This window comes from Halorubrum ejinorense (assembly GCF_055389685.1).
In genome coordinates, this window is sequence record NZ_AP043777.1 from 1452211 (window position 1) to 1476871 (window position 24661).

A 24661-nucleotide genomic window follows, 5' to 3' on the forward strand; every position below is an offset into this window, starting at 1 on the left:
CCGCCGCGGGCCTCACTCTGGCGGTCGGCGCGGTGGGGGCGGCGACCCCTCCGGCGAACAGATTGATACGTCTCCGCCGCGCAGCGACCACCGATGAGTCGCACCCGCAGCCGCGTCCTTCGCGTCGACCTCTCGACGGGCGAGAGCGCCCGCGAGCGCGTCCCCCTCGGGTGGCGACGCGACTTCCTCGGCGGGAAGGGCCTCGGTGCGCGGTTCCTCTACGAGGAGGTCCCTCCGGGTACGGACCCGACGGGACCGGCGAACTGCCTCGGATTTTTCGTCGGCCCGCTCGCGGGGTTCCTGCCGGGTGAGACCCGATACGCCGCGGTGACGAAGTCACCGCTCACCGGGGGGTTCCTCGACTCGTACGCCGGCGGTGCGTTCGCCGACCGGCTCGCGGGGTCGCTCGACGACTGTCTCGGACTGCTCGTGACCGGCGCCGCCGACCAGCCGGTCCGAATCGAGGTCGAGGGAGGCCACGCACGGGTCGAACCGAGCGACGCGTGGGGCGACGACGCCGCGGAGACGGCCGAGCGGTTCCCGGACGCCGCGGTCGCCTGCGTCGGCCCGGCCGGCGAGTCCGAGGCGGCGTACGCGACGATCGCGAGCGACGGCGGCGCACACCACGCGGGCCGCGGCGGGGCCGGTGCCGTGATGGGCGCGAAGGGACTGAAGGCCGTCGTCGCCCGCGACCCGCCGACGGCGGTTCCCGACGACCTCGCGGCGCTCCGCGAGCGCGACGCCGCGGCGTACGGTCGGGACGCCACCGGCGAGTGGCAGGCGGCCGGCGCGACCGTCGAGACGGTCGACTACGCGAACGAGGTCGGGATCCTCGCGGCGGAGGGGTGGACCGAGACGGGGTTCGACGATGCCGACGACATCGGCGTCGAGGCCGCGCTCGCGCGTGCGACCGGGCGCGAGGGGGTCGCTGCCGGCCGTGACGGCGACGGCCCCGGGGACGCCGAGGACGCCGACCCCGCCGTCCCCGGCGGATTCCGGATCGACACGCCCGACGGCGAGGTGGTGCCGCGCGGTGCGGCCCCGATCACGCTCGGCGCCGGACTCGGAATCGGCGACTTCGACCGCGTCGTCGCCCTCTGCGGATGCTGCGACCGCCTCGGGCTCGACGTGATCGGCGCGGGCAACGCGGTCGCGTGGGCGATCCGCGCCGGCCAGGCGGGGGTCGTCGACTGCCCGGTCTCGTTCGGCGACGCGGAGGGCGCCGAGCGTCTGCTGGAAGCGATCGCGAGCCGAGCGGCACCGCCGGACCTCGACGCGGACCCTGAACTGCCGGACGCGCTCGCCGACGGGATCGACGCCGCGGTGGCTCGGTTCGGCGGCGAGGCGCTCGTCCCGACGGTGAAGTCGATGGCGCTGCCCGGCTTCGACCCCCGCGCGGCGATCGGCGTCGCGCTCGCGTACGCGACGAGCGACCGCGGGGCGTGCCACCGTCGCGCGCGACCGCAGGACAGCGAACCGCTCGCCGGCCCGGACCGATCCCCGGTCGAGCAGGTGCGAGACGTGGTCGGCGAGCAGAACGCCCGGTCCGTGCTGTGGAGCCTCGTCGTCGACGACTTCGTCGGTGAGGCGGTCTGGACCGACCTCGGCGCGGAGTGGCTCGCGGCGGTCGACCACCCGGCGGTCGCCGACCTCGAATCCGACGACCCGGTCTCCGCGCTCGCGACGACCGGCGAGCGGATCTGGACGCTCACCCGCCTGTTCAACGCTCGTGAGGGGTTCGACCGCGGCGACGACGCGCTCCCCGAGCCGCTCCGCTCGGCCGCGAGCGACGGGACGCCCGGGGTCGACGCCGACGCATTCGACCGCTTGCTGGACCGGTACTACGCGGCCCGCGGTTGGGGCGACCGCGGCCTCCCGACGCCGGAAACGCTCGATCGGCTCGGCCTCGCGGACGTGGTCGACGGCGCGACCCCCGTGGACGAGCGCGCGATCGACCCCGCGACAGCGGCCGATTCGGACGACTGATCGCGACGACACCAGGCCGTTCCCGCCTCCGGGGCACCTCAGCGACGCAGTCCGCCCTCTGACTTGATCCGCATGATGTGCCGCACGTTGAGGTAGATCTCCTCCGGCGACGTCTCCTCGTCGGCGTCGTACAGGTCCGAGACGCGGTAGAGGAGCGCCGAGAGCTGCTTGCTCTCCGAGCTGTCTCCCCGCACGTCCTCGGCGACCTCCCTGAGGAACTCCCGAACCTCGTCGTCCGCGGCGATCGCCTCCTCGGCCGCGTCGGCCGCGGACTCCGGCACCACCGGGTCGACGCCGGCGGCCGCGAGGGGGTCCTCACGGGCGTCGCTCTCGGCGTTCCCGGCTTCGTCGGCTTCGGCGTTCCCGGCTTCGTCGGCTTCGGCGTCGGTCATCGCCCGTCGCTCACCCCGCGGCGGCGGACGACGCCGGCGTTGTTCGCGACGTTCTCGACGAGCACCCTGAACGCGTCCGCGGTCTCGCCGTCCTCCAAGACCACGGGTTCCCCGTCGTCGCCGCCGGTGCGCACCGACGGGTCGAGCGGGATGCCGCCGAGGAAGGGGAGGTCGTGTTCCTGTGCGAGCGCCTTCCCGCCGCCGGAGCCGAATATCTCGTGGAAGCCGCCGCAGTCGGGACACCGGAAGCCGGCCATGTTCTCCGCGATGCCGAGCACGTTCGTGTCGTGTTTCCCGAACATGCGGAGCCCCTTGGTCGCGTCGTCGAGCGCGACGTCCTGCGGCGTCGTAACGATCACCGCGCCCGTCAGCGGGAGCGTCTGGAGGATCGTGAGCTGCGTGTCGCCCGTCCCCGGCGGGAGGTCCATCACGAGGTAGTCCAACTGGCCCCACTCGACGTCCTCGACGAGCTGGGTGATGATCTTGTGGACCATCGGTCCGCGCCAGATGACGGGGTCGTCCTCGCCGGTGAGGAAGTCCATGCTCATCAGCTTCACGCCGAAGCGCTCCGGCGGCACGATGGTCTCGCCGTCGGTCTCGGGCCGCTCCTCGGCCGAGACCATCCGCGGCACGTTCGGGCCGTACACGTCCGCGTCGAACAGGCCCACCCGCGCGCCGAGTTCGGAGAGCCCGGCGGCGAGGTTCACCGCGACGGTCGACTTCCCGACCCCGCCCTTCCCGGAGGCGACCGCGATCACGTTCTGTACGCCCGGGAGGACCTGCTCGTCCGTCGAGAGGTCGTCCGGGATCGACGCCGACAGCTCCACGTCGAGGTCGGTGTCAGCGAGCGCTTCCCGCACGTCGTCGGCGATACCCGATTCCGTCGGCGAGAAGGGCGCGCCGAGCGCGAGCGACACGTGAACCGTCCCGGCGTCGGCGTCCACGTCGACGTCGTTCACCAGCCCCAGCGAGACGATGTCGTCGCCGAGGTCGGGGTCCCGCACCGTCGACAGCCGCTCTCGAACGTCCGCTTCGTTCATGCTCGGACGGAGGGAACTCGGTCGAATAAGGGTTCTGTAGCGCGGCGGTGCCGAGGCGCCCGGAGACGGACGCGAGCGGTTCCGGCGACGCTCGCGGTCACCCGATGCGGAGAGCCACCGCGCCCCCGCGACGGGCTCAGTCGATCCGCGTTCCGGCCTCCTCGCCGCGCAGGAAGGGCGTCAGCCCGTCGGCACCGAACACGCTCGCCGGCGCGTCGAGCGCGAGCAACTCCCGTACCTTCGCGGCCATCCCGCCGGAGACGTCCGTGGCGTCGCTCGCGCCGAGCACGTCCGCGACCGCCTCAAAGTCGCGTATCTCGCGGACCACGCTCCCGTCGTCGTCGAGGACGCCTGGGACGGTCGAGCAGACGCCCACGCGTCGCGCGCCGAGCCCCGTCGCAAGCTCGACGACCAGTTCGTCGCCCGAGACGACGGTGACACCGTCGCCGGCCGTCGCGACGCCGTCGCCGTGGAGGACCGGCACGAACCCCTCGTCGAGCAGCGTCGCGGTCGACCCGAGCGGGAGGTCGAGCCCGCCGTCGGCCCCGTCGGTTCGCGCCGCGAGCGACAGGGGGTGGACGGGTACCGCGGGCACGCCGCGCTCGCGGAGGCGTTCCAGCACGCGCGCGTTCAACCGCTTCATCGCGCCGTGGATCGCGGCCACGGCGTCGGCGTCGCGGGTACCGGTCGTCGTCGACACGCCGCGTTCGCTCGCGTGGTGGTGTCCGAAGCTCCCGCCGCCGTGGACGACGACGAGCCGGTCGACGGCCCCGGACGCGAGCGCGTCGGCGACGGCGTCGCAGGCGTCGTCGAGGGCCGCGTCGTCGACCGTCTCCGGTCGGTCCTTCTCGGTTATCAGGCTCCCGCCGAGCTTGAGAACGACGGGCGGTCCGTCGTCTGCGTTCTCGGCCGACGGTGTCGCTTCCGTCACGAATCCACCACCCGGACGCCCTCCGTCGCCAACTCGGCGCGGAACGCCTCCTCACAGCCCTGCGTGAAGGACAGTGCGGTCTCCGTCGCGTCGCTCTCGTCGAGGGCGACCACGCAGCCGCCGCCGCCGGCGCCGGTGAGCTTCGCGCCGTGTGCGCCCGCGTCCCGAGCGGCCCACACCATCGCGTCGAGCGAGCGGGCGGAGACCCCGAGCGCCGCGAGCAGGCCGTGGTTGAAATCCATCAGCTCGCCGAGTTCGGCGAGCAGCGCCGGCTCCGGGTCCGCGTCGGCGTCGGCCTCCGCGAGGAGGTCCTCCCCGGTTCGGACGAGATCGCCGATGGACTCGACGGTGTCCGCCGCGAACTCGTGTTCCGCCCGCAGTTCGCGGACGCCGGCGACGAGCTCGCCGGTGTCGCCCGCGCCGCCGTCGAAGCCGACGACGAAGGGGAGGTTCGGCGCGTCTATCGGGTCGCAGTCGTCGCCCTCGACCCGCACCGCGCCGCCCATCGTCGAGCAGAACGTGTCGGCGCGGGAGGCCTGCCCGTCTTGGACCTCGTACTCGGCGCGGTAGGCGCGCTCTGCCAGCTCCCGGCGGCCGAGCGGCTCGCCGAGCGCCCGCGTCGCGGCGTCGATGCCGGCGACGACCACGGCCGCGGACGACCCCAGCCCCGCGCCCAACGGGATGTCGCTTTCCACGGTGATGTCGAAGCCGGCGTCGGGGGCGTCGGCCGCGTCCCGCGCTTGTTCGACGGCGGCGTCGACGTACCCCATCGCGGCCTCGACGAGCGGCCTCGGCACGTCGACGTCGGGCCGGTCGCCCGTGCCGCCGGCGTACTCCACGGTGAATCCGTCGAGAGAGAGGTCCTGGGCCTCGACGCGCACGTGGTCGTCGTCGCGCGGCTCGGCGGCCACCGTGGCGCGTCGCTCGATCGCCGCCGGCACCGCGGGCTCGCCGTAGACGACGGCGTGTTCGCCGAAGAGGTACACCTTCCCCGGCGCTTCACAGACGGTCATACGAGTCACCTCTCCCCCCGCGCTTACAGGCGTTGCGCTTGGACCCAGTCCGCATCGACACCGCCTGCCACCGAACACTTATCCGACGAGACTGCGAGCGCCCCACCATGTCAGAACACGCTACGACCGCCGACGACGGATCGGTCTCGGGAGACACGACGCTCGCGGCGTTAGCACACGCGTCCGCGCTCGTCGCGTCGTTCCTCGGACCCCTCCTCTTTTTGATACTCGCGGACGACGGCGACGAACTCGTCGAACGGAACGCGAAAAACGCGATCAACTTCCAGATCGTCGTGTTCGCTGCGCTGTTCGTCGCCGGGATCCTGTCGTTCGCCTTCATCGGCCTCCTGCTGTTCCCGATCATCGGCATCGTCGACGTCATCCTCGTCCTCATCGCGACGGTGAAGGCCAACGACGGGGAGGTCTACTCGTACCCGTACACGCCGGAGATCATCTGAGAGGTCAGTCCGGTCCGCAGCGACGCGACCGCGACGGTCCAGCTTTCTCGAACGCGCCGCTATCGGACCCACGCGCTCTCCGTGTAGAAAAGTCGAACTCGACGCCGAAACGGCCTACAGTTCGTCCTCGAAGTCTTCGAGGGCGAACACGGTGTCGGCGCCGCGGCGGTCGAGCGTCTCGTTGGCGAGGAGCCAGTAGACGACCGACAGCGCGCGCCGCCCCTTGTTGTTCGTCGGGATGACGAGGTCGACGTTCGACAGCTGGTTGTTGGAGTCGCACATCGCGATGACCGGGATGCCGACGGTGATGGCCTCCTTGACGGCCTGCGCGTCGCCGATCGGGTCGGTCACCACGACGACGTCCGGCTCGATGTAGCCGGCGTAGTCGGGGTTCGTCAGCGTGCCCGGGATGAAACGCCCAGTGCGGGCGCGGGCGCCGATGGCGTCCGCGAACTTCTCGGCCGGGAAGCGACCGTACTGCCGCGAGGACGTGACGAGGATCTGCTCGGGGTTGTAGTTCTCGAGGAAGTCCGCGGCGGTGCGGATCCGCTGGTCCGTCGTGCTCACGTCGAGCACGTACAGGCCGTCGTCGCGGACGCGGTGGATGAACCGCTCCATGTCCTTCGTCTTCTGCTGGGTCCCGATGTGGACACCTGCGGAGAGGTAGTCCTCGACGGGGATCAGCAGGTCGACGTCGTCGTCGGGCATGACGTCGTCGTCGAAGGGGGAGGCGTCCTCCTCCTCGGTCGTCTCTTCCGCGGCCGCGCTCTCGGCGTCGGCGGTCCCAGTTTCGGCGTCGGCGGACGCCCCCTCGGCGGCCGCGTCGGCGGTCGGTTCCTCGGTCGTGTCGGCCTCCTCCTCGACCGCCGCGTCGACCGCCTCGGTCTCCGCGTCGTCGTCGAGTTCGACCGCGTCGTTGTCTTCGCTCATGCGTCGTGTGGGTCCGTCATACCGCGTCGTCCGCGATGCGGACCAGTTCGTTCAGCTTGGCGGTGCGCTCGCCCCCGACCGTGCCGGTCTTGATGTAGCCGGCGTCGGTCGCCACGGCGAGGTGTGCGATGGTGGTGTCCTCGGTCTCCCCCGAACGGTGCGAGATGACCGTCTCGTACCCGTTGCGGGCGGCGAGTTCGACGGCGTCGAACGCGTCCGACAGCGTCCCGATCTGGTTCGGCTTGATCAGGATGCTGTTGGCCGCGCCCGCGTCGATCCCGTCTTCGAGCCGCTCGACGTTGGTGACGAACAGGTCGTCGCCGCAGATCAGCGTCCGGTCGCCGACCCGGTCGGTCAGCTCCGCGAACGCCTCGTAGTCGTTCTCGTCGAGCGGGTCCTCGACGTACGCGAGGTCGTACTCGTCGACGAGGCCGGCGACGTACTCGATCTGCTCGTCGGCCGACTTCGTCTCGTCGCCGTAGACGTACGCCTCTCGGTCGTCGTCGTACAGCTCGGCGGCCGCCATGTCGAGCCCGAAGCGGATCTCGAATCCGACCTCGTCCTCGACGCGGTCGACCGCCTCGTCGACGACCTCGAACGCGTCCGCGTCCGAGATCGGGGGCGCCCACGCGCCCTCGTCGCCCTTCGCCGCGGGGACGCCGCGCTCGTCGAGCACGTCCGCGACCGCCGCGTGGACCGCGGCGTTCGCGAAGACGGCCTCCGAGACGCTCGGAGCGCCCACCGGCGCCGCGAGGAACTCCTGAATGTGGGTCGCCTCCTTGGCGTGTTCTCCCCCGCCGACGACGTTGCCGAGCGGGATCGGGAAGTTCTCGCCGCGGAACGCGCCGCCGAGGTGCTGGTACAGCGGCGCGCCGAGCACGTCGGCGGCCGCCTTCGCCGCCGCCATCGAGATGGCGACCGCGCTGTTGGCGCCGATGGCGGAGAAGTCGTCCGTCCCGTCGGCGGCGCGCAAGGCGTTGTCGACCGCGCGCTGGTCGCCGGCGTAGACGCCTTCGAGCCGCGGCACCGCGTGTTCGCGGGCCTTCGCGATCGACTCGCTCGCGGGCAGTTCGATCGCTTCGTACTCGCCCGTCGAGGCCCCGCTGGGCGCCGCGCCGCGTCCGAAGCCGCCGGACTCCGTCAGCACGTCGGCTTCGACCGTCGCGTTCCCGCGCGAGTCGAGGATCCGACGCAACGAGATACTGGTGATTCGCGTCATCAGTTGGACTCCCTCCGGACGGTGAACGGAAGCACGCCCGCGTCGTACTCCTCGGCCGCGACGAGGATCGGCTCCGTTTCGTCCGTCTCGATCAGCACGGGTGCTCCGTAGGACACCTGCAGCGCGCGTGCCCCGAGGATGCGTGCCTTCTCGTATCGATTGTAGCGCTGTCCTGACATGGTTACTGGTACGGCGAAACGACGTCGACGAGGTCGCGGTGGCTCACCAGCATGCGCCGGCAGCAGTGCCGGTCGACCCCGAGGTCGTCGAGGACCTCGCCCGGGTCTTCGTCGCCCTCGCGAGCCCGCTCTTTGAACTCTTCCCAGTGCTCACCCACGACGTTACCGCACGTGAAACACCGGACGGGGATCATCATGACTGGATCACCTCAGCGGTAGGACTTCTGGTAGCGAGCGCGCGCGCCGGGTCCGCCCCACTTCTTGGGTTCGGACTGGCGCACGTCGTTGACCAGGAGCGTGCGGTCGAAGTTCATGTAGGCGTCGCGCAGCTCGGCGTCGCCGAGGTGCTGGACGAGTCCACGGGCGATGGCCGTCCGCGTCGCGTCGGCTTGACCGCTGAACCCGCCGCCCTGAACGTCGATGTCGATGTCGACGCCGTCGCGGAGGTCCTCGCCGGCGATGCGGAACGGCTCGAGCATCTTGAGCCGCGCCTGTTCCGGTTCGACCAGCTCGACTGGCTGGGAGTTGATGCGAACGCGACCCTCGCCCTCGCGCACCGTGGCGCGGGCGACGGCCGTCTTCTTCTTGCCTGAGGTGTTCGTTACCATGTGACGTTGGCTCCCAGAGACTCGGAGATCGACCCGAGCGTGGTGAATTTGATGTTCGAGAGGCGGTCGAGCGAGGTGCCGTCGAGGACGACGCTGTCGACGTCCTCGTCGCGCTCGTAGGGGTTCCCGACGTACACGCGGACGCTCGAGAGCGCCTCGCGACCGTCCTCCGACTTGTACGGCAGCATGCCGCGGATGGCGCGCTTGAAGATCCGGTCGGGACGCTTGGGGTAGTAGGGCCCGCTGTCCGAGCCGAGCTCCGCGCGCTTGTGGTACGTCTCCATCGTCGCCTCCTCGTTGCCGGTGATGACGGCTCGTTCGGCGTTGACGACGGCGACGGTCTCCCCGGCGAGGGCGCGCTGTGCGACCTCCGAGGAGACGCGACCGAGGATACAGTCGCGGGCGTCGACGACGACGTCCGCGTCTATCTTTGCGAGACTCATCGGATCACCCGGACGTTGCTTCCTTCGGGGTTCTGTTCGATGAACTGTTCTAGCGACACCGCTTCGCCGGTCTGGTCGATCTTCGTCCGGGCGGTCCCGGAGAAGTCGACGGCGGCGACGGTGACGTTCGTTTCGAGCACACCGCTGCCCAGCACCTTGCCGGGGACGACGACCGTCTCGTCTTCCTGAGCGTACCGTTCGATGCGGCCCAGGTTGACCTCAGCGTGCGTGCGCCGTGGCTTCTCCAGTCGGTCGGCGATGTCCTGCCACACGTTGGCTCCGGAGTCGCGTGAGACCGACTTCAGATCGGCGATGAGGTTCTGTAGTTTCGGGTTCGTCTTGCTACTCATAGCTGTCCCTCCTGAACGGAGAGTTCGTGGAAAACGGAGTGCAGGGAGCAGGATTTGAACCTGCGGACCTCTACAGGACAGCGCCCTGAACGCTGCGCCGTTGGCCTGACTTGGCTATCCCTGCGTGCACTCCATCGTATTCCGGCTCCCTTCAAACCACTTTCGGTCCCGCCGTCCCGCGTCTCGGCCGCGGACGCCCCGGCTGCGGGGGCGACGCCGCGGCTCGCGGCGGGGGCGACGGTCAGGGATGTGGTTCGAAGGGCCGTCATTTCCTTATACTGCGACTTTCGTCTGTAGTTCGTCCGCGCGCTCCTCGATGGAGTCGATCGCGCGGAGCAGCAGTTCCTCGACCTCGAACGAGCCGTCCGTCTCGATGTGGAAGACGAACGCGCCCGGCACGTCCTCGACCGCGACCTCCTTCCCGGGGAACCGTTCCGAGAGATCGTTGTCGAACTCGTCCGTGAGCTCTATCTCTCCGTCAGGGGTCTCGATGACGCCGCGGAGGATGTTCGGCTCGTCGTCGTCGAACTCGCCCCGGTCGCCTTCGACCGAGACGCGCTGGAGGTGACGGTATCCGACGGAGACGCCGCCCTGGTGTTTGGCGTGCTCCTTCCCGGTGTCGAGTACCGCCGTCGCCTCGAACTCGAGGCGCTGTCCCTCCTTCAGCTCGATGATCGGGATCTGCTCGTCGGCGACGCCGACCAGCGGATCGCTACACTCGATGTCCCCGGAGTACGCCGTGGCCGGGCCCTCGACGTCGAGCGCGAGGGTGACCTCGTCGCCGACCTCGAAGTCGTCGAGCGGGGTCGTCAGCGGAACGAGCCCCAGGCGGAGCCCGATCATCTCGTCGAACATGACCGAGGAGTTCTCGACGAACTGGACCGTGTCTATCGAGAACGTCGGGACGTCGGCGATCATCGCTCGGCGGATGCCGTTGGCGAACGCCGGCGTGAGCCCGCGGATCAGCACCCGCGCGTTGCGTTCGTCCCGTTCGACGTACTGGACGTCGAATTCGTCTTCGGTCATGTCAGACTCGCTTGTTCTTCGGCGCCTTCGTCCCGTCGTGCGGGATCGGCGTGACGTCCTCGATCCGGCCGATCTCGACGCCCGCACGCGAGAGCGCGCGGATCGTCGCTTGCGCACCGGGACCGGTGGACTTGTTGAGGTTGCCGCCGGGGCCGCGCACGCGAACGTGCACACCCTCCAGACCGGCGTCTTTGACGCGCTCGGCGACGACCTCCGCCATCTGCATGGCGGCGTACGGCGACGCCTCGTCGCGGTTCTGTTTCACCACGGTGCCGCCGGACGACTTGGCGATCGTCTCGGCGCCCGTCTCGTCGGTGACCGTGATGAGCGTGTTGTTGAACGACGCGTACACGTGGGCGATGCCCCACTTTCCTCCGTCTTCGGATTCACTCATGGTTGGTTACTCCTGTGACTCCGCGCGCTCGGGGTGAAGATCGTCCGCGAGCGGGCTGTTCTCGTCGAAGTCGATGGCGTCCTCGTCGCTGACGTCCACCTTCACCGACGGGCGCGTGACGCGAGCGCCGTTGACGGTGATGTGGCCGTGGACGATGAACTGGCGGGCCTGTTGGGTCGAGGAGGCGAATCCCTGCCGGTAGACGATCGTCTGGAGCCGGCGCTCCAGCAGGTCCGTCACGTCGAGCGACAGGACCGTCGAGATGTCGTCGTTGTCGCCGAGGATGCCGATCCGGCGGAGCCGTGCGACGAACTCCGCGCCGGCGTCCTGAGCGGCGTCGACGTCACCCTGCGCCTCGCCGAGCAGCCGTCGGGCCTCTCGACGCATGTTGCGCAGTTCGGACTGAGCGCGCCAGAACTCCTCTTTGTTCTTTAGACCGTACCGTGAGAGGAGGTCGGACTCCTCGGCGATGCGCTCGCCCTGGTACGGGTGGTTCGGCGTCTCGTAGCCCTTGGTGTTCTTGCCGGTGCTCATTCGTCGTCACCCGCTTCGTCTTCCGCCATCTCCTCGCGGATCTCCTCGACGTTGACCCCGATGGTCCCCTCCGAGCGACCCGTAGACTTGGTGCGCTGCCCGCGGACCTTCTGGCCGCGCTTGTGGCGAACGCCCTTGTACGATTCGATGATCTTCATCCGGTTGATGTCGTGACGGCGCTTCTCGTTGACGTCGGTGCCGACGAGGTGCGTCGTCTCTCCGGTGAAGAAGTCGTTCTGTCGGTTCGTCATCCACGACGGGACGTGGTCTTCGAGGTTCTCGGCGATGTCGACCACCGCGTCGATGTCCTCTTCATCGAGGAGCCCGAACGTGGCGTTTCGATCCACGTCGGCCTTCTCGGCGACCAGCCGCGCCGTGCGCGTGCCGATGCCGTCGAGTTCGGACAGGCTTCGCTCGACCGTCTTCGTCCCGTCGAGGTCCGCGCCCCCGATCCGAACGAAGTACTGGAGGTCCTCTTCCTCCTCCTCCGGTGAGTCGTCCTGTGATTCTTCCGTGCTCATGTGTTGGTTGTGGTGAGTCCTACCGGCGCGAATCCGGCGGTACTCGTCCGTTCGAGCGTTGCGGCGGGGATTTGAACCCCGGAGGCAGTGACGCCACAGAGTTAGCAACCCTGCGCCTTGGGCCATGCTTGGCTACCGCAACCCGCGTTGTATCATCGCCCTCTCGGACTCGGGACCGGGTGCCCCTACAGTACGTGCGTTCGTTACCTCCCGCTTTCGGTACTTAAACATCACGAAACGGTCGGCCCGCTGTGGGCGACTCACACGGTCGGAAGAGCCGTCTCGGTCACCGATCTCGACCGGTCGTCACACGCCGCGCCCGCCGCGTCCGGAGCTCCCCGATCCCCCATCCAGCAGGCGGTTCCGTGAGGCGTACTGTTTAGTGGGTCCCGCGGCAGCGTTCTGGTATGAAAGCCGTTCAGTTCGGCGAACACGGCGACCGCGACGTGATCGAGTACGGCGACTTCCCCGACCCCGAGCCCGACCGTGGCGAGGTGCTCGTCGACGTCAAGGCCGGCGCGCTCAACCACCTCGACATCTGGACCCGACGCGGGATGCCCGGCATCGACCTGGAGATGCCGCACATTCCGGGTAGCGACGCTGCGGGCGTCGTCGAGGCGGTGGGCGGGGGCGTGACTCGGTTCGAGCCCGGCGACCGCGTCGCCGTGAGCGCGGGCGTCTCCTGTGGGACCTGCGAGTTCTGCCGCAACGGCGAGGAGTCGCTTTGTACCTCCTTCCACATCCTCGGCGAACACGTCCGCGGCGTCCACGCCGAGAAGGCGACGGTCCCCGAGGCGAACCTGGTCCCCGTTCCGGACGGCGTCGCCTGGGAGGTCGCCGGCTCCGCGTCGCTCGTCTTCCAGACCGCGTGGCGCATGCTCCACACGCGCGCAGAGATCGAGGCGAGCGAGAAGGTGCTCGTCCTCGGCGCCTCCGGCGGCGTCGGCCACGCGGCGGTCCAGATCGCCGACCACGCGGGCTGCGAGGTGTTCGCGACCGCCTCGACCGAAGAGAAGCTCTCGCACGCGGAGGACTGCGGCGCCGACCACGTCATCGACTACGAGGCGAACGACTTCGCCGACGAGATCGCGGAACGCACCGGCAAACGCGGCGTCGACGTCGTCGTCGACCACGTCGGCGAGGCCACCTATCCGAACTCGCTGAAGTCGCTGGCGAAGGGGGGCCGGCTCGTCACCTGTGGCGCCACGACCGGCCCGAACCCGGGCGCCGGGCTCAACCGTATCTTCTGGAACCAGCTGTCGGTGATCGGTTCGACGATGGCGACGCCCGGCGAGGTCGACGACGTGCTGGAGCTCGTCTGGGACGGTACCTTCGAACCTCGCGTGCGCGAGGTCCTCCCGATGAGCGAGGCCGCGCGGGCACACGAGATGATCGAAAACCGTGAGGGCTTTGGCAAAGTGGTGGTTAAACCGGACAGTGAGTTCTGAGACCGACGAGACCACCGACGGCGGCTACGTCCACGTCCCCGGGACCGAGCCCGACGCGGGCGCGAGCGACGGGGCGGAGTCGGGACCCGATAGCCCCCGCGACGCCTCGTCGGAACCCGACGCCGACGGTTTCGGCCGAAAAGGGTGGGCGCTGACCGCCGTCCTGTTCACCTGCGTGCTGGTGATCCCGGGAGCCATCTACCTCTACCCGTACGCGGCGGGCGCGTTCGGTCTCACTTTCTTCGCGACGTACCTCGCGCTCCCCCTCGTCCCCGCGCTCCTGTTGGGCGCCGTCGCGGTCTGGTCGATGACCGCCGCGACGGCCGACCGCGAGGAGTGAGGTGCGCCGCGCCGGGCGAACCGCCGGCCCCTCCCGCCGTCGAACGACAACCGTTTTGAACGACACCCGCGCAGTGATGATATGTTGATCACCGTCTCCGGCCCGCCGGGAAGCGGGAAGAGCACCAACGCCGTCCAACTCGCCGACGCGCTCGACCTCGGACACGTCTCCGGCGGCGACCTCTTCCGCGAGATGGCGGCCGAACGCGACATGACGCCCGTCGAGTTCAACGAGTTCGCCGAGGAGAACCCGCAGATCGACCGCGACCTCGACCGGCGGCTCCGCGAGATCGCCATCGAGCGGGACGGCGTCGTCCTCGAATCTCGACTCGCCGGGTGGCTCGCGGCGGAACACGCCGACTTCCGGTTCTGGTTCGACGCGCCGCTGTCGGTCCGCGCGGAGCGGATCGCCGAGCGGGAGTCGAAGCCCGTCGACCGCGCGCAAGCGGAGACGAAGCGCCGCGAGGCCTCCGAACGCAAGCGCTACCGCGAGTGCTACGGCATCGACATCGAGGACCTGTCCATCTATGACGCCGCGTACAACACCGCTCGCTGGGGTCCCGAACGCTTCCTCGACGTCCTCGTCGCGACCGTCGAGGCATACGAGCCCGACGACGACGAGGGGAAAGCCCCCGTCGAGGGCGTCGCGTACGACTTCTGAACCACCTCCGCCTCGCCCGGTCATGACAGGCCACTCCGACGACACCGACCCCGAAACCGACCCCCTCAGGGCGCCCCCCGGAGAGCGGTCGCCGGCGGAACTGCTCCGGTTCGGCGTCGTCAACCTCGACAAGCCGGCCGGCCCCTCCTCACACCAGGTCTCGGCGTGGGTGCGCGACGCCGTCGACGAGACGCTCGCAGCGCTCGATCCGGGGGGCCCTCCGACCGGCGGCGTCGCCCACTCGGGCACCCTCGATCCGAAGGTCACGGGCTGTCTCCCCACGCTGACCGGCGACGCGACGCGGATGGCGCAGGTGTTCTTGGAGGGGACCAAAGAGTACGTCGCGGTGCTGGAGCTTCACGAGCCGCCGTCGGCCGACTTCCGCGATGTGGTCGCCGAGTTCGAGAGCGAAATCTACCAGAAGCCGCCGCGGAAGAGCGCGGTGAGCCGCCGTCTCCGGACGCGGACGATCCACGACCTCGACGTGCTGGAAGTCGCCGACCGGAAGGCGCTGCTCCGGATTCGGTGTGAGTCGGGGACCTACGTCCGAAAGCTGTGTCACGACATCGGCCTCGCGACCGGCGGCGGCGCGCACATGGGCCACCTCCGGCGCACCGCCACGGACCCGTTCGACGACCGCGACCTCCACGCGCTCCAAGACCTCGTGGACGCGCTCGCGTGGGCCGAGGACGGCGACGACGGCTACCTCCGCGAGGTGGTCCGACCCGCGGAGGACGCGTTGACTCACCTCCCCGCAGTGACGGTCGCGCCCTCTGCCGCGCGTAACGTCGCCACCGGCGCGCCGGTGTACGCGCCCGGTGTGATCGACGTCGACGACGCGGGCGTGATCGCGGGTGGGGGAGCCGATGACGACGACTCCGACGTCGAGCCGCCGCTCGTCGCGTGTTTCACGCCGGACGGCGTCGCGGTCTGTCTCGGCCGCGTCGTCGGCGATCCGGACGCCGAGTCGGGCGTGGTCGTCTCGCTGGAGCGCGTCCTTTTATAGTCACTCGCTCGCCGTACCGCGTATGGACGACGACGGCTGCGACGCCGACTCCGACGCCGCGAGTACCAATTCCGACGAGGTGGACCGACGCGCGCTCGGCACCGCGAGCGCCGCCCCCGGCGAGTGCGACCGCGGCTGGTTCGCCGTCGCTGACCTCCCGACCGGGGCGTCGGAGCGGCTCCCGGTCGCGATCGCGAACGGCGCGGCCGACGGCCCGACGCTGTGGCTCACCGGCGGCGTTCACGGGGACGAGGCCACCGGCGTCGCTGTCGTTCAGGACGCGGTGGCGGCGTTCGACGGCGACCCCCTCGCGGACCTCGCGGGCGCGGTGGTCGCCGTTCCCGTGGTCTCTCCAGCCGGACTGCGACGAAATGCGCGCCACACGTACTACGCGGACGAGGACCCGAACCGCCACTTCCCGGACGCGGACGCCGAGTCCGCGCGCCCGCCCCGGCTTCAGGAGCGCGTCGACGCGCGGCTCTACGCCGCGATCACGGGCGAGCCGGCCGACGACGACTCCGCCGAGACGGACCGCGACGATCCCGTCGAGGGCGTCGCGGCCGACGCGCTGATCGACTGTCACACCGCTGGCGTCGGCAGCGAGCCGTTCGCGATCCGCGACCGCGTGCTGTACGGCGACCGGCGGAGCGAGGACGAGGCCGCCGAGCTGTCGGCCGAACTCGGTCGGATCGTCGACGCCTTCGGCTTCCCGACGCTGCGCGAGTACCCGGCCGCGGAGTACGTCGAGGAGAACCTCCAGCGGTCGACCGCCGGCGCCGTGCTCAACGAGGCCGGCGTCCCGGCGTTCACCGCCGAACTCGGCGCGCACAGCGTCGTCGACGACGGTCTCGTCGACGCGGGCGTGGCGGGAATCTTCGCCGTCGCGGTCGAACTCGGACTGGTGACTCCCGACGCGGTCCCCGCCGCGGTCGGCGAGCCGGCCGACCACTTCGATCCCGCGCCGGTCGATTTCCCGGTGCGGCGGTACCGCGGCCCGACCACCGACGTTGCCGGGCTGGTCCGCCACCGCGTCGCCGCGGGCGACCGGTTCGACGAGGGCGAGGTGCTGGCCGACGTGGTCGCCGCGACCGGGGCGGAGCGCGGCGAGGTGACGGTCGACCGCGACGGCTACGTGCTCGGTCGGACGGAGGGGTTGGCGGTCTACGAGGGGGATCCGATCGGAAGTCTCGCCGTGCGAGACGACGGCGATCTCGTGGTCCCCCGCGATGCCGCCGACGACTGAAACGAAGTCCTTAATTACCGGTCGGTCGTTTTTTCGACCGCAGACAGGGACCGTGGGGTAGTGGTATCCTATGCGGATGGGGTCCGTATGACCTGAGTTCGACTCTCAGCGGTCCCATCGAGTTTTGAACTGATCGCTAACAACCAGCGAGAGGACGCTCTCTCCGACGAAATCTTCTTTTGGGTCTCGGCGGTCGGCCTCGCTCCCGGCCGTCCGGACACCGCTCCGCAACCACTAAACGCGGCTCGCCCGTTCAGTCGATAATGGCCGACTGGACGGAGAAGTACCGCCCGAGCACGCTCTCGGAGGTACGCGGCAACGACAAGGCCCGCGACGCGTTCGCGGACTGGGCCCGCTCGTGGGACGACCACCGCGAGGCGGCCGTCCTCCACGGCAGCCCGGGCGTCGGGAAGACGAGCGCGGCCCACGCGCTCGCGAACGACATGGACTGGGAGACCGTGGAGCTGAACGCCTCCGACCAGCGCACCGCCGACGTCATCGAGCGGTTCGCGGGGCGGGCCGCGCGCAACGCCACCCTCGGCGGCAGCGCGGCCGGCGGCGGCGCGACCGGCGGCGACACGGCCTCTCGCCAGCTCGTCATCCTCGACGAGGCCGACAACATCCACGGCAACTACGACCGCGGCGGCGCCTCGGCGATCACGAAGCTCGTCAAGGAGTCGGGCCAGCCGATCGTGCTCATCGCCAACGACTACTACGACATGTCGCGCGGGCTCCGGAACGCGACCCGGGAGATCGAGTTCCGCGACGTCTCGGCGCGCTCAATCGTCCCCGTCCTCCGAGACGTCTGTCGGAAGGAGGGGATCGAGTTCGAGTCGGACGCGCTCCAACGCATCGCGGAGCGGAACCGCGGCGACCTCCGCGGCGCGATCAACGACCTCCAGGCCGCGACCGAGGGCCGCGAGTCGATCGCGATCGAGGACGTGGTCACCGGCGACCGCGACAAGGCGCTCGGGCTCTTCCCGTTCCTCGACGCCGTGTTGAAAGAGGAGTCCGCGGAGGAGGCGCTCCAGTCGGCGTACGCCGTCGACGAGACGCCGGACGACCTGACACGGTGGATCGAGAACAACGTCTTAGACGTGTACGACCCCGCGGAGGCGGTCCGCGCGTACGACTTCCTCGCGAACGCCGACGTGTGGCTCGGCCGCGTCCGCGCCACGCAGAACTACACCTACTGGCGCTACGCGACCGACAACGCGGCCGCCGGCGTCGCCGCGGCCCGCGACGGCGAGAAGGGCGGTTGGACGCGGTACGGCCGCCCGCAGTTCTGGTCGTCGTCGGACGCGACCGCCGACGAGGTGGTCGGCAAGATCGCGGCCGCGAGCGGCTGTAGCATCGCGACCGCTCGGCGCGAGGTGTTACCGTTCCTCGAGACCGTCACTCATCACTGTAAGCCGCGCGAGCTGACGGTCGCGATGGCGGCGGCCTACGACCTCGACGAGGCGGGCGTCGCCTTCGTCACCGGCTCGGGCGAGTCGACGAACAAGGTCGCGTCGATCGTCGAGGACGCACAGGCCCGCCGCGAGGAACTGATCGAGGAGCACGCCGACGGCGCCTTCGCGCTCGCCCCGGCCGACCGCGCCGAGGACGCGGACGAGGACGCCGCTACTGCTGACGACTCGGACCCCGACGACTCCGAACCGACCGCCACGGCGACCGACGAGACAGCGCCAGCGGACGACACGGACGGCGAAGACGACGATCAGGCCGGGCTGAACGACTTCATGTGAGCCGGTCTCGGGCACACGTCCGCGGGCGGACCCGCTTCTCGTAGCTTTCGATGACTCCCCCGTCGGAGGCAGTACCGACGACCGGTATCGTTCGAGACGTCACCGGACGCGAATATTCTCCCGTCGCCAACGTGCGACGCCGCTCAGACGCACGACTGCGGGTCCGTGTCGCGTTCGGCCGCCTCCGCTGTCTCGGACGAGTCGTCACAGACGAACTCGAAGCAGGCGCCGCCCTCCCGGCTCTCCGTCACCGAGACCGTCCAGCCGTGGGCCGTCGCGATCCGGTCGACGATCGCCAGCCCGAACCCGGTGCCGTCCGGCGCGGTCGTGTGTCCGGGCTCGAAGACCGCGTCCCGCTGGTCGGGGTCGATCCCCGGACCGTCGTCCGCGACGCGGAAGCCGTCGTCCGTCCGCGTGACGCGGACCCGGACGGCCGCGTCTCCGCCGTCCGTCGGGGGTGGGTCCGCCGACGCGTCACCCGGCGAGGAGAACGTCCCGGGGGCGACGGCGTCGCTCGGCTCGGCTCCGTCGTCGCCGGAGTCGGCGGTCGACAGCGCGTCGACGCCCTCGGGTGACCCGTGTTCGATCGCGTTCCGGAAGAGGTTCTCGAACGCCTGTCGGAGTCTGTCCCCGTCGCAGGTGAGCGTCCCGAGCGACCCCTCGACGGTGAGAGCGGCGTCGGCCGGGTCGCCGACGGTCCGCCACGCGCTCTCGACGACCGTCCGCAGGTCGGTCGGTTCGGCGGTCTGGACCGTCTTCCCCTCCCGGGCCAGCGTCAGGAGGTCCGAGATGAGGTCGTCCATCCGATCGAGGGCGTCGAGCGCCCGGTCCAACCGCTCCGGCGCGGCCTCGCCGTCGAGTTCCCGCGCCAGTTCGATGTTCCCGACGACGACCGAGAGCGGGTTCCGGAGGTCGTGTGAGACGACCCTCGCGAACTCGTCGAGGCGCTCGCGCTGCCGTTCCAGCCGTCGGCGTCGCTTGACGCGCTCGTCCGCCGAAAACAGGTACCCCACCACGTCGCCCCGCCCGGTTACTCGCCCGCGCTCGTGAATCCACTGCGCCTCTCCGTCGGACGCGACGCGATACACCACGTCGACAGTGTCGTCGCCGCACGCCTCCCGAAGCCGGTCGCGGTCGTCGCCGGCCACGCAGTCGAGCCACCCGCCGTCCGGTCGCTCCGGAACGTCCAGCCCCGACTCCTCGTCCGCCTCGATCACCAACCGAGTCGGGTCGCCGTCGGGGCGCCGGTACGCGATCCCCGGGCGTCCTTCCATCGGTCGGGACACGTGTCAACGAGTCTACCGTGACCGTATAAACCTTACTCGCGTATCACTTGTCAGACGGTGATATCAAATTCTGATAATCCGTAATAAAGCCGCGAATGCTTCCGAAGGCCGATGAATCCAGCAATCACGGCTCGCGCGGTCCGCGAGACGGTCGGTCGACGCCGGGAGAGCTTTGGGGGTCCCGCCGGTGTGTCGGTACATGCGCGCAGCGATCCTCCGAGACCACGGGGAGCCGCTCGCGATCCGCGAGCTTCCCGACCCCGAACCGGCACCCGACGGCGCGGTCGTCCGCGTCGACGCCTGCGGCGTCTGTCGCAGCGACTGGCACGCGTGGGCCGGCCACGGCGAATGGGCGAACGACCGCGTCCCGCGCGGCCAAGTGCTGGGCCACGAGCCGGCCGGCGAGGTCGTCGCCGTCGGCCGCGAGGTCGACCGATTCGCCCCGGGCGACCGCGTGGTCGTCCCGTTCTCGCTCGGCGACGGCACCTGCCCGCACTGCCGCCGCGGGGCCGGTAACGTCTGCGAGGACGGGCGGGCGCTCGGGTTCGAACCCGCCGCCCAAGGGGCGTTCGCCGAGCGGGTAGGAGTGCCGGCGGCCGACTACAACCTCGTCGAGCGCCCGCCGTGGCTCGACGCCACCGCGGCCGCGGCGCTCGGGTGTCGCTACATGACCGCGTACCACGCGCTCGCCGAGCGAGCGACCGTCACCGGCGGCGACGCCGTGGCCGTCCACGGCTGCGGGGGCGTGGGTCTCTCCGCGGTCCAGATCGCCGACGCGCTCGGAACTCGGGTGGTAGCCGTCGACGTCGACGACGACGCGCTCGCGCTCGCGGCAGAGTTCGGCGCGGCCGCGACGGTGAATCCCACCGATCTCGGCGGGGCGACCGTTCCAGAGCGCGTCCGCGCCCTCACCGACGGCGGCGCCGACGCCTCGCTCGACGCGCTGGGGATCGCAGAGACCTGTCGCAACTCCGTCCGCTCGCTCCGACCGAAGGGGACGCACGTCCAGGTCGGACTCACGACCGACGCCGAGCGAGGCGAGGTGTCGCTCCCGACCGACTGGATGACCCGATGGGAGATCTCCTTCCTCGGTTCGCGCGGGATGCCGCCGACGAGCTACGGCGACCTGTTCGCGCTGATCGAGGCGACCGACGTGGATCCCGGTGCGCTGGTCACCAGGGAGCTGTCGCTGTCGGACGTTTCCGACCGGCTCGCGGCGATGAACGAGTACGCCGTGCGCGGCGTCGAGGTCGTCACCGACCTCTGAACGCCGGGACGGGACCGCCCTACAACAGCCGCGAGAGGAACTGCTGACCGCGTTCCGTCGTCGGCTGCTCGAAGAAGGACCGGGTCTCGGTCCGCTCGACGACCCGGCCGTCGGCCATCAGGACGATCCGGTCGCCGACCTCGCGGGCGAACCCCATCTCGTGGGTGACGAGGACCATCGTCATCCCGTCTCTCGCAAGGTCCTCGATCACGTCGAGAACCTCCCCGACGAGTTCGGGGTCGAGCGCGCTCGTCACCTCGTCGAACAGCATCACCCGCGGTTCCATCGCGAGCGCGCGGGCGATGGCGACGCGCTGCTGTTGACCGCCCGAGAGCTCGTTCGGATACGACTCGGCCTGGTCGGCCAGTCCGACTCTGTCGAGCAGGTCGGAGGCGGACTCCTTCGCGCTCGACTCGGCCTCTCCTTTGACCTTCTCCGGAGCGAGCGCGACGTTCTCCAGTGCGGTCTTGTGCGGGAAGAGGTTGAACGACTGGAACACCATCCCGATCTGCTGTCGGATCTCGTTCACGTCCGTCTCGATCACGGACCGTCCGTCGAGGCGGATGTCCCCGCCTTGGATCTCCTCTAACCTGTTCGCACACCGGAGCAGCGTCGACTTGCCGGAGCCGGACGGGCCGATGACGACGACGACCTCTCCCTCGTCGACGGAGAGGTCGACGTCGTACAGCACCTGCGTGTCACCGAACGACTTGTCGACGTCGTCGAACTCGACGAGCGGACCGGTCACGCCTTCTCACCTCCGTCGTTGCCGGACCTGAAGTCCGACAACCAGCCGAACATCCGGCTGTCCGAACCCCAGTCCGACCGACGTTCCAGCCCGTTGACCAGTTGGCTCATCGACATCGTGATGACGAGGTAGAGCACGCACACCCACACGAGCGGCGTCCACGGGTCCAGCTGGTTGCTGTTGATGTTCCGGAACACGCTCATGATCTCCGGGACTGCGATGACGGTCAGTAGCGAGGTGTCTTTCACCAAGATGATCTGGTCGTTTCCGATGGCCGCGAGCGCGTTACGCCACGCCTGGGGGAGGACGACCTCCCGCAGCGCCATCACCCGCGACATTCCCAGCGAGCGCGCGGCTTCCATCTGTCCGTCCGGCACGGCGTCGATGCCGCCTCGGACCGCCTCGCCGACGTACGCGGCGTGGTTCAGAGTCAGTCCGATGATCGCGGCCGGGACTGCCCAGTTCTCGAAGGGGAACTGCCCCGTGGCCCACAGCCGCGGGATGCCGAAGAAGATGACGAACAGCTGGAACAGAAGCGGCGTCCCGCGGAAGAACTCCACGTATCCCTTCGCGATCCGCCCGGTGACGGGTGAGGTCGAGATCCGTGCGAGACCGACGAGGATGCCGGCCGTCACCGACAGCACGCTCGATATCACGACGATCCGGATCACCAGGAAGAACGCCTCGACGAACCGCTCGGCGATGAACGGCGACGAGAGCAGCGTGTAGTTGACCTGCGTCGTGAGGATCCACACGAGCAGTCCGCCGATCGCCAGCACGAAGCCGGCCGCGGCGATCTCTCCGATGCGTCTGACGGTCCCGTCACGCATCATGACACCGCCGGTGTTCGACTCCGTATCTGTCTGTGTCGCCATTATATGTGTGCCGAGTGCGCTCGATTACGCGCTGAAGTACTCGCTGTATATCTCGTCGTACGTGCCCTCCTCGCGGAGGGTTGCGAGCGCCCCGTTGACCTCCTCCCGGAACTCGTCGTCGTCCTGCCGGAAGGCGATCCCGTACTCTTCGATGGTGAGCGTGAGGTATGGCGGTGCGTCCTCGCGGTCGGCGGCGACGCCCTCACCCTCCAGGAACACGACGTCCTCGTTTTCGGCCGCGAAGTCGCCGCTGACGGTGTTGTCGTTGATCACGGCCGACACCTGGTTGTTCAGCAGGGCGTCGAACGCGCCCGTGATCTGGTCGTAGCTCTGGATCTCGAGGTCGCCGTCGAAGTCGGACTGGAGGTCCTCGGCGGCGGCCTCGCCGGTCGTCCCGCGCTGGACCCCGACGGACTCGCCCTGGAGGTCGTCGAGCTCGGTGATCTCCCCGTTGTCGAGGATCAGGACCGTCTGGTACGCCGTGAAGTACGGGTCCGAGAAGTCGACCCGCTCCGCGCGCTCGTCGTTGATCGTCATGGCGCTCATGATGACGCGGAAGTTCGCGTTGTTCAGCGACGCGATGATCCCGTCGAAGCCGGTTTCTTGGAACTCGAAGTCGTAGCCGAGCTGATCGGCGAACACCGCCTCGGCGATATCCACGTCGAACCCGACGAGCTCCCCCGACTCCGTGCGGTACTCGAAGGGCGGGTACGGGATGTCCGACCCGATCGTTATCGTCTCCTGTCCGTCTCCGCCGTCGCCGCCGGAACACCCGGCCAGTGCCACCGTGCCGGCCGCTCCGAGTCCCGTGAGGTACTGACGGCGACCGACCGTTCGATTTCCATCCATACACTCTCGGTCGGCCGATCAGGGTTTCAACGTTTCGGCCGCCGCAACGGCCCATCGATCGTTCGTGACGTTCTCGAAACGTCATTCGGCCCGCTGAGGGAGAAATCCCACTGCTTTCGAGAGTCACACGCATCAGACTCACGTCGACACGTCAGTCTCGTGGAGCGGTTCTTCTCGTCGTCCGGGGTCGTCGCTCGCTTGTTGGGTCCGACAGATTGACCGACGGTGCCCGGTCAGTCACCCCGAGAGAACCGGTGACTTCCGAGTCAGTCCCCGCCGATCGGTTCCGACGAGGGCCCGTCGGGCTCGACCCCGCGTAGCGTCCACGCGGACCCGGCGGCGAGCGCGACGGCGGCGGCGAGCGCGACGAGGTTGACCTGCTGCCAGACGGCGGTGTAGAGGACGAGGTCGCGCCCGAGGAGGAGGGTCCCAACGAGCGCGCCCATCGATCCGACCGCGAGCGCGCGTACGGTGCCCGCGGTGCCCGCGTCGAGGCCGGCGTATCCCGACCGGACCGCCTCCGTCGCGTACGCGACCGTCGCGACGAGCCCGAGGTGGCCGGCGAGGCCCGTGATGTAGAACGCGGCCTGCGCGGGCGGGGCGTAGGTGAGGAACGGCACCGCCCGCGAGAAGAGCGCGCTGGCGACGATGCCGACGACGGCGATGCCCGCCGCCGCGCGGAGCAGTCGCGCGCTTCCCCGGCCGCCGCCCCAGATGGTCGCGAGGCCGAGCAGCGTGAAGATGGTCAGCGCGACCGAGAGGTGGGCGGCGTGAGTCGACACCGTGTACCCGCCGGGGACGAGCCCGCTGAGCGTGACGGTGATCGCGCCGACGGTGATCTGGAGGGGCAAGATCGCGACCGCGAGCGTCGCCGCCAGCTTCGTCCGGCGGTCGAAGCCGGAGCCGAGCCACGTCCACCCGGCGACGCCGACGATCAGGAAGCCGGTGACCATCGCCCACGCGCGGTGGAACCACTCGATGAAGTCGGGGTTGATCGTCAGCGCCGGGATCAATTGGTCGGAACACAGCGGCCACTGGGCCTGACACGCCAGCCCCGAGCCGGTCGCCGCCGTGTAGACGCCGAGCGAGAACAGGACGAGCGTCATCCCCGTCGTCGCCGCCGCGTATCGCCTGAACGTTAGCCACGCGGGCCGAAGACTCATTGTC

Annotated in this window: 29 protein-coding genes and 3 tRNA genes; 10 read left to right on the plus strand and 22 right to left on the minus strand. The window is 69.8% G+C overall.

What is annotated here, in order from left to right; genetic code table 11:
• Positions 1 to 93 precede the first annotated feature (93 nt).
• On the plus strand, positions 94 to 1986 hold the full coding sequence (locus ACZ5KW_RS08400) for an aldehyde ferredoxin oxidoreductase family protein (protein ID WP_343780385.1): 1893 nt from the start codon (positions 94 to 96) through the stop codon (positions 1984 to 1986).
• Between the two features lie 38 nt (positions 1987 to 2024).
• Here the strand turns inward: ACZ5KW_RS08400 and ACZ5KW_RS08405 are convergent, their stop codons facing one another.
• From ACZ5KW_RS08405 to mvk, 4 genes are all read right to left on the minus strand, one after another.
• Positions 2025 to 2378, minus strand: a complete 354-nt coding sequence (locus tag ACZ5KW_RS08405; protein ID WP_343780386.1) for a hypothetical protein — start codon at positions 2376 to 2378, stop codon at positions 2025 to 2027.
• The gene (locus tag ACZ5KW_RS08410; protein ID WP_343780388.1) at positions 2375 to 3418 is read right to left on the minus strand and encodes an Mrp/NBP35 family ATP-binding protein; all 1044 of its coding nucleotides are present in this window, start codon (positions 3416 to 3418) and stop codon (positions 2375 to 2377) included. The genes ACZ5KW_RS08405 and ACZ5KW_RS08410 overlap by 4 nt, the downstream gene beginning before the upstream one ends.
• Before the next feature lie 136 nt (positions 3419 to 3554).
• Positions 3555 to 4349, minus strand: a complete 795-nt coding sequence (locus ACZ5KW_RS08415) for an isopentenyl phosphate kinase (RefSeq protein WP_343780389.1) — start codon at positions 4347 to 4349, stop codon at positions 3555 to 3557.
• A complete protein-coding gene (mvk, locus tag ACZ5KW_RS08420; protein WP_343780390.1) occupies positions 4346 to 5362 on the minus strand; it encodes a mevalonate kinase in 1017 nt (338 codons plus the stop codon). Before mvk ends, ACZ5KW_RS08415 begins: the two co-directional genes overlap by 4 nt.
• A 107-nt stretch (positions 5363 to 5469) precedes the next feature.
• Here mvk and ACZ5KW_RS08425 point away from each other — a divergent pair, with 107 nt between their 5' ends.
• The gene (locus ACZ5KW_RS08425; RefSeq protein WP_343780391.1) at positions 5470 to 5820 is read left to right on the plus strand and encodes a DUF4870 domain-containing protein; all 351 of its coding nucleotides are present in this window, start codon (positions 5470 to 5472) and stop codon (positions 5818 to 5820) included.
• Between the two features lie 114 nt (positions 5821 to 5934).
• On the opposite strand, the gene rpsB is transcribed toward ACZ5KW_RS08425, so the two are convergent.
• The 13 genes from rpsB to ACZ5KW_RS08490 all read right to left on the minus strand — a co-directional run bounded on the left by rpsB (position 5935) and on the right by ACZ5KW_RS08490 (position 12166).
• Complete coding sequence (rpsB, locus tag ACZ5KW_RS08430; protein WP_343780392.1) at positions 5935 to 6750, minus strand: 30S ribosomal protein S2; 816 nt, start codon at positions 6748 to 6750, stop codon at positions 5935 to 5937.
• Positions 6751 to 6766: 16 nt separating this feature from the next.
• Positions 6767 to 7969, minus strand: coding sequence for a phosphopyruvate hydratase (gene eno / locus ACZ5KW_RS08435; RefSeq protein WP_343780394.1), 1203 nt, complete (start codon positions 7967 to 7969; stop codon positions 6767 to 6769).
• Positions 7969 to 8148, minus strand: coding sequence for a DNA-directed RNA polymerase subunit K (locus ACZ5KW_RS08440; RefSeq protein ID WP_343780395.1), 180 nt, complete (start codon positions 8146 to 8148; stop codon positions 7969 to 7971). Before ACZ5KW_RS08440 ends, eno begins: the two co-directional genes overlap by 1 nt.
• A gap of 2 nt (positions 8149 to 8150) precedes the next feature.
• Complete coding sequence (locus ACZ5KW_RS08445; RefSeq protein ID WP_006628058.1) at positions 8151 to 8345, minus strand: DNA-directed RNA polymerase subunit N; 195 nt, start codon at positions 8343 to 8345, stop codon at positions 8151 to 8153.
• A 12-nt stretch (positions 8346 to 8357) separates the two neighbouring features.
• Complete coding sequence (locus ACZ5KW_RS08450; protein ID WP_343780396.1) at positions 8358 to 8756, minus strand: 30S ribosomal protein S9; 399 nt, start codon at positions 8754 to 8756, stop codon at positions 8358 to 8360.
• Positions 8750 to 9199, minus strand: a complete 450-nt coding sequence (locus tag ACZ5KW_RS08455; protein ID WP_343780397.1) for a 50S ribosomal protein L13 — start codon at positions 9197 to 9199, stop codon at positions 8750 to 8752. Before ACZ5KW_RS08455 ends, ACZ5KW_RS08450 begins: the two co-directional genes overlap by 7 nt.
• Positions 9196 to 9549 carry a 50S ribosomal protein L18e gene (locus ACZ5KW_RS08460; protein WP_343780398.1) on the minus strand — a complete coding sequence of 118 codons (354 nt, stop codon included), beginning with the start codon at positions 9547 to 9549 and terminating at the stop codon, positions 9196 to 9198. The genes ACZ5KW_RS08455 and ACZ5KW_RS08460 overlap by 4 nt, the downstream gene beginning before the upstream one ends.
• Positions 9550 to 9588: 39 nt before the next feature.
• Positions 9589 to 9673, minus strand: a tRNA-Leu gene (locus ACZ5KW_RS08465).
• A gap of 149 nt (positions 9674 to 9822) precedes the next feature.
• Entirely contained in the window at positions 9823 to 10575 is a 753-nt protein-coding gene (locus ACZ5KW_RS08470; RefSeq protein WP_343780400.1) for a DNA-directed RNA polymerase subunit D, read from the minus strand.
• Between the two features lies 1 nt (position 10576).
• Positions 10577 to 10969, minus strand: a complete 393-nt coding sequence (locus ACZ5KW_RS08475) for a 30S ribosomal protein S11 (protein WP_004595254.1) — start codon at positions 10967 to 10969, stop codon at positions 10577 to 10579.
• 6 nt (positions 10970 to 10975) lie between these two features.
• A complete protein-coding gene (locus ACZ5KW_RS08480; protein WP_343780402.1) occupies positions 10976 to 11503 on the minus strand; it encodes a 30S ribosomal protein S4 in 528 nt (175 codons plus the stop codon).
• The gene (locus ACZ5KW_RS08485) at positions 11500 to 12024 is read right to left on the minus strand and encodes a 30S ribosomal protein S13 (RefSeq protein ID WP_343780403.1); all 525 of its coding nucleotides are present in this window, start codon (positions 12022 to 12024) and stop codon (positions 11500 to 11502) included. Before ACZ5KW_RS08485 ends, ACZ5KW_RS08480 begins: the two co-directional genes overlap by 4 nt.
• Before the next feature lie 56 nt (positions 12025 to 12080).
• Positions 12081 to 12166: transfer RNA gene (locus tag ACZ5KW_RS08490), tRNA-Ser, on the minus strand.
• Positions 12167 to 12431: 265 nt separating this feature from the next.
• Between ACZ5KW_RS08490 and ACZ5KW_RS08495 the strand changes: the two genes are divergently transcribed.
• The 7 genes from ACZ5KW_RS08495 (at position 12432) to ACZ5KW_RS08525 (ending at position 18469) form a co-directional block, all read left to right on the plus strand.
• Entirely contained in the window at positions 12432 to 13472 is a 1041-nt protein-coding gene (locus tag ACZ5KW_RS08495) for a zinc-binding dehydrogenase (RefSeq protein ID WP_343780404.1), read from the plus strand.
• On the plus strand, positions 13462 to 13812 hold the full coding sequence (locus ACZ5KW_RS08500) for a hypothetical protein (protein WP_343780405.1): 351 nt from the start codon (positions 13462 to 13464) through the stop codon (positions 13810 to 13812). The genes ACZ5KW_RS08495 and ACZ5KW_RS08500 overlap by 11 nt, the downstream gene beginning before the upstream one ends.
• 81 nt (positions 13813 to 13893) lie before the next feature.
• Positions 13894 to 14472: a (d)CMP kinase gene (gene cmk, locus ACZ5KW_RS08505; RefSeq protein ID WP_343780406.1), complete on the plus strand. Its 579-nt coding sequence runs from the start codon at positions 13894 to 13896 to the stop codon at positions 14470 to 14472.
• Between the two features lie 22 nt (positions 14473 to 14494).
• On the plus strand, positions 14495 to 15478 hold the full coding sequence (locus ACZ5KW_RS08510) for an RNA-guided pseudouridylation complex pseudouridine synthase subunit Cbf5 (RefSeq protein ID WP_343780407.1): 984 nt from the start codon (positions 14495 to 14497) through the stop codon (positions 15476 to 15478).
• A gap of 22 nt (positions 15479 to 15500) precedes the next feature.
• The gene (locus tag ACZ5KW_RS08515) at positions 15501 to 16721 is read left to right on the plus strand and encodes a succinylglutamate desuccinylase/aspartoacylase family protein (RefSeq protein WP_343780409.1); all 1221 of its coding nucleotides are present in this window, start codon (positions 15501 to 15503) and stop codon (positions 16719 to 16721) included.
• A gap of 46 nt (positions 16722 to 16767) precedes the next feature.
• Positions 16768 to 16838: transfer RNA gene (locus ACZ5KW_RS08520), tRNA-Pro, on the plus strand.
• 146 nt (positions 16839 to 16984) lie between these two features.
• A complete protein-coding gene (locus ACZ5KW_RS08525; protein ID WP_343780410.1) occupies positions 16985 to 18469 on the plus strand; it encodes a replication factor C large subunit in 1485 nt (494 codons plus the stop codon).
• A gap of 143 nt (positions 18470 to 18612) precedes the next feature.
• On the opposite strand, the gene ACZ5KW_RS08530 is transcribed toward ACZ5KW_RS08525, so the two are convergent.
• Positions 18613 to 19743: a sensor histidine kinase gene (locus ACZ5KW_RS08530; RefSeq protein ID WP_371152599.1), complete on the minus strand. Its 1131-nt coding sequence runs from the start codon at positions 19741 to 19743 to the stop codon at positions 18613 to 18615.
• A gap of 211 nt (positions 19744 to 19954) precedes the next feature.
• Here ACZ5KW_RS08530 and ACZ5KW_RS08535 point away from each other — a divergent pair, with 211 nt between their 5' ends.
• Positions 19955 to 21022, plus strand: coding sequence for an alcohol dehydrogenase catalytic domain-containing protein (locus ACZ5KW_RS08535; protein ID WP_343780413.1), 1068 nt, complete (start codon positions 19955 to 19957; stop codon positions 21020 to 21022).
• Positions 21023 to 21041: 19 nt separating this feature from the next.
• On the opposite strand, the gene ACZ5KW_RS08540 is transcribed toward ACZ5KW_RS08535, so the two are convergent.
• From ACZ5KW_RS08540 to ACZ5KW_RS08555, 4 genes are all read right to left on the minus strand, one after another.
• Positions 21042 to 21770: an amino acid ABC transporter ATP-binding protein gene (locus ACZ5KW_RS08540; protein WP_343780414.1), complete on the minus strand. Its 729-nt coding sequence runs from the start codon at positions 21768 to 21770 to the stop codon at positions 21042 to 21044.
• Positions 21767 to 22600, minus strand: a complete 834-nt coding sequence (locus tag ACZ5KW_RS08545; RefSeq protein WP_343780527.1) for an amino acid ABC transporter permease — start codon at positions 22598 to 22600, stop codon at positions 21767 to 21769. Before ACZ5KW_RS08545 ends, ACZ5KW_RS08540 begins: the two co-directional genes overlap by 4 nt.
• 69 nt (positions 22601 to 22669) lie before the next feature.
• The gene (locus ACZ5KW_RS08550) at positions 22670 to 23494 is read right to left on the minus strand and encodes a basic amino acid ABC transporter substrate-binding protein (protein ID WP_343780415.1); all 825 of its coding nucleotides are present in this window, start codon (positions 23492 to 23494) and stop codon (positions 22670 to 22672) included.
• A 266-nt stretch (positions 23495 to 23760) separates the two neighbouring features.
• Positions 23761 to 24600, minus strand: coding sequence for a COX15/CtaA family protein (locus ACZ5KW_RS08555; RefSeq protein WP_371152595.1), 840 nt, complete (start codon positions 24598 to 24600; stop codon positions 23761 to 23763).
• Between the last annotated feature and the right edge of the window lie 61 nt (positions 24601 to 24661).

What these genes read in the sequence shown, in the direction of transcription:
- ACZ5KW_RS08510 (WP_343780407.1), top strand. Translation starts at nt 14,495, where the DNA reads ATGACAGGCCACTCCGACGACACCGACCCCGAAACCGACCCCCTCAGG.
- ACZ5KW_RS08515 (WP_343780409.1), top strand. Translation starts at nt 15,501, where the DNA reads ATGGACGACGACGGCTGCGACGCCGACTCCGACGCCGCGAGTACCAAT.
- rpsB (WP_343780392.1), bottom strand. Translation starts at nt 6,750, where the DNA reads ATGAGCGAAGACAACGACGCGGTCGAACTCGACGACGACGCGGAGACC.
- ACZ5KW_RS08445 (WP_006628058.1), bottom strand. Translation starts at nt 8,345, where the DNA reads ATGATGATCCCCGTCCGGTGTTTCACGTGCGGTAACGTCGTGGGTGAG.
- ACZ5KW_RS08405 (WP_343780386.1), bottom strand. Translation starts at nt 2,378, where the DNA reads ATGACCGACGCCGAAGCCGACGAAGCCGGGAACGCCGAAGCCGACGAA.
- ACZ5KW_RS08440 (WP_343780395.1), bottom strand. Translation starts at nt 8,148, where the DNA reads ATGTCAGGACAGCGCTACAATCGATACGAGAAGGCACGCATCCTCGGG.
- ACZ5KW_RS08495 (WP_343780404.1), top strand. Translation starts at nt 12,432, where the DNA reads ATGAAAGCCGTTCAGTTCGGCGAACACGGCGACCGCGACGTGATCGAG.
- ACZ5KW_RS08455 (WP_343780397.1), bottom strand. Translation starts at nt 9,199, where the DNA reads ATGAGTCTCGCAAAGATAGACGCGGACGTCGTCGTCGACGCCCGCGAC.
- ACZ5KW_RS08485 (WP_343780403.1), bottom strand. Translation starts at nt 12,024, where the DNA reads ATGAGCACGGAAGAATCACAGGACGACTCACCGGAGGAGGAGGAAGAG.
- ACZ5KW_RS08525 (WP_343780410.1), top strand. Translation starts at nt 16,985, where the DNA reads ATGGCCGACTGGACGGAGAAGTACCGCCCGAGCACGCTCTCGGAGGTA.
- ACZ5KW_RS08460 (WP_343780398.1), bottom strand. Translation starts at nt 9,549, where the DNA reads ATGAGTAGCAAGACGAACCCGAAACTACAGAACCTCATCGCCGATCTG.
- ACZ5KW_RS08450 (WP_343780396.1), bottom strand. Translation starts at nt 8,756, where the DNA reads ATGGTAACGAACACCTCAGGCAAGAAGAAGACGGCCGTCGCCCGCGCC.
- ACZ5KW_RS08400 (WP_343780385.1), top strand. Translation starts at nt 94, where the DNA reads ATGAGTCGCACCCGCAGCCGCGTCCTTCGCGTCGACCTCTCGACGGGC.
- mvk (WP_343780390.1), bottom strand. Translation starts at nt 5,362, where the DNA reads ATGACCGTCTGTGAAGCGCCGGGGAAGGTGTACCTCTTCGGCGAACAC.
- ACZ5KW_RS08550 (WP_343780415.1), bottom strand. Translation starts at nt 23,494, where the DNA reads ATGGATGGAAATCGAACGGTCGGTCGCCGTCAGTACCTCACGGGACTC.
- ACZ5KW_RS08425 (WP_343780391.1), top strand. Translation starts at nt 5,470, where the DNA reads ATGTCAGAACACGCTACGACCGCCGACGACGGATCGGTCTCGGGAGAC.
- ACZ5KW_RS08480 (WP_343780402.1), bottom strand. Translation starts at nt 11,503, where the DNA reads ATGAGCACCGGCAAGAACACCAAGGGCTACGAGACGCCGAACCACCCG.
- ACZ5KW_RS08470 (WP_343780400.1), bottom strand. Translation starts at nt 10,575, where the DNA reads ATGACCGAAGACGAATTCGACGTCCAGTACGTCGAACGGGACGAACGC.
- cmk (WP_343780406.1), top strand. Translation starts at nt 13,894, where the DNA reads ATGTTGATCACCGTCTCCGGCCCGCCGGGAAGCGGGAAGAGCACCAAC.
- ACZ5KW_RS08410 (WP_343780388.1), bottom strand. Translation starts at nt 3,418, where the DNA reads ATGAACGAAGCGGACGTTCGAGAGCGGCTGTCGACGGTGCGGGACCCC.
- eno (WP_343780394.1), bottom strand. Translation starts at nt 7,969, where the DNA reads ATGACGCGAATCACCAGTATCTCGTTGCGTCGGATCCTCGACTCGCGC.
- ACZ5KW_RS08555 (WP_371152595.1), bottom strand. Translation starts at nt 24,600, where the DNA reads ATGACGCTCGTCCTGTTCTCGCTCGGCGTCTACACGGCGGCGACCGGC.
- ACZ5KW_RS08530 (WP_371152599.1), bottom strand. Translation starts at nt 19,743, where the DNA reads ATGGAAGGACGCCCGGGGATCGCGTACCGGCGCCCCGACGGCGACCCG.
- ACZ5KW_RS08545 (WP_343780527.1), bottom strand. Translation starts at nt 22,600, where the DNA reads ATGCGTGACGGGACCGTCAGACGCATCGGAGAGATCGCCGCGGCCGGC.
- ACZ5KW_RS08535 (WP_343780413.1), top strand. Translation starts at nt 19,955, where the DNA reads ATGCGCGCAGCGATCCTCCGAGACCACGGGGAGCCGCTCGCGATCCGC.
- ACZ5KW_RS08475 (WP_004595254.1), bottom strand. Translation starts at nt 10,969, where the DNA reads ATGAGTGAATCCGAAGACGGAGGAAAGTGGGGCATCGCCCACGTGTAC.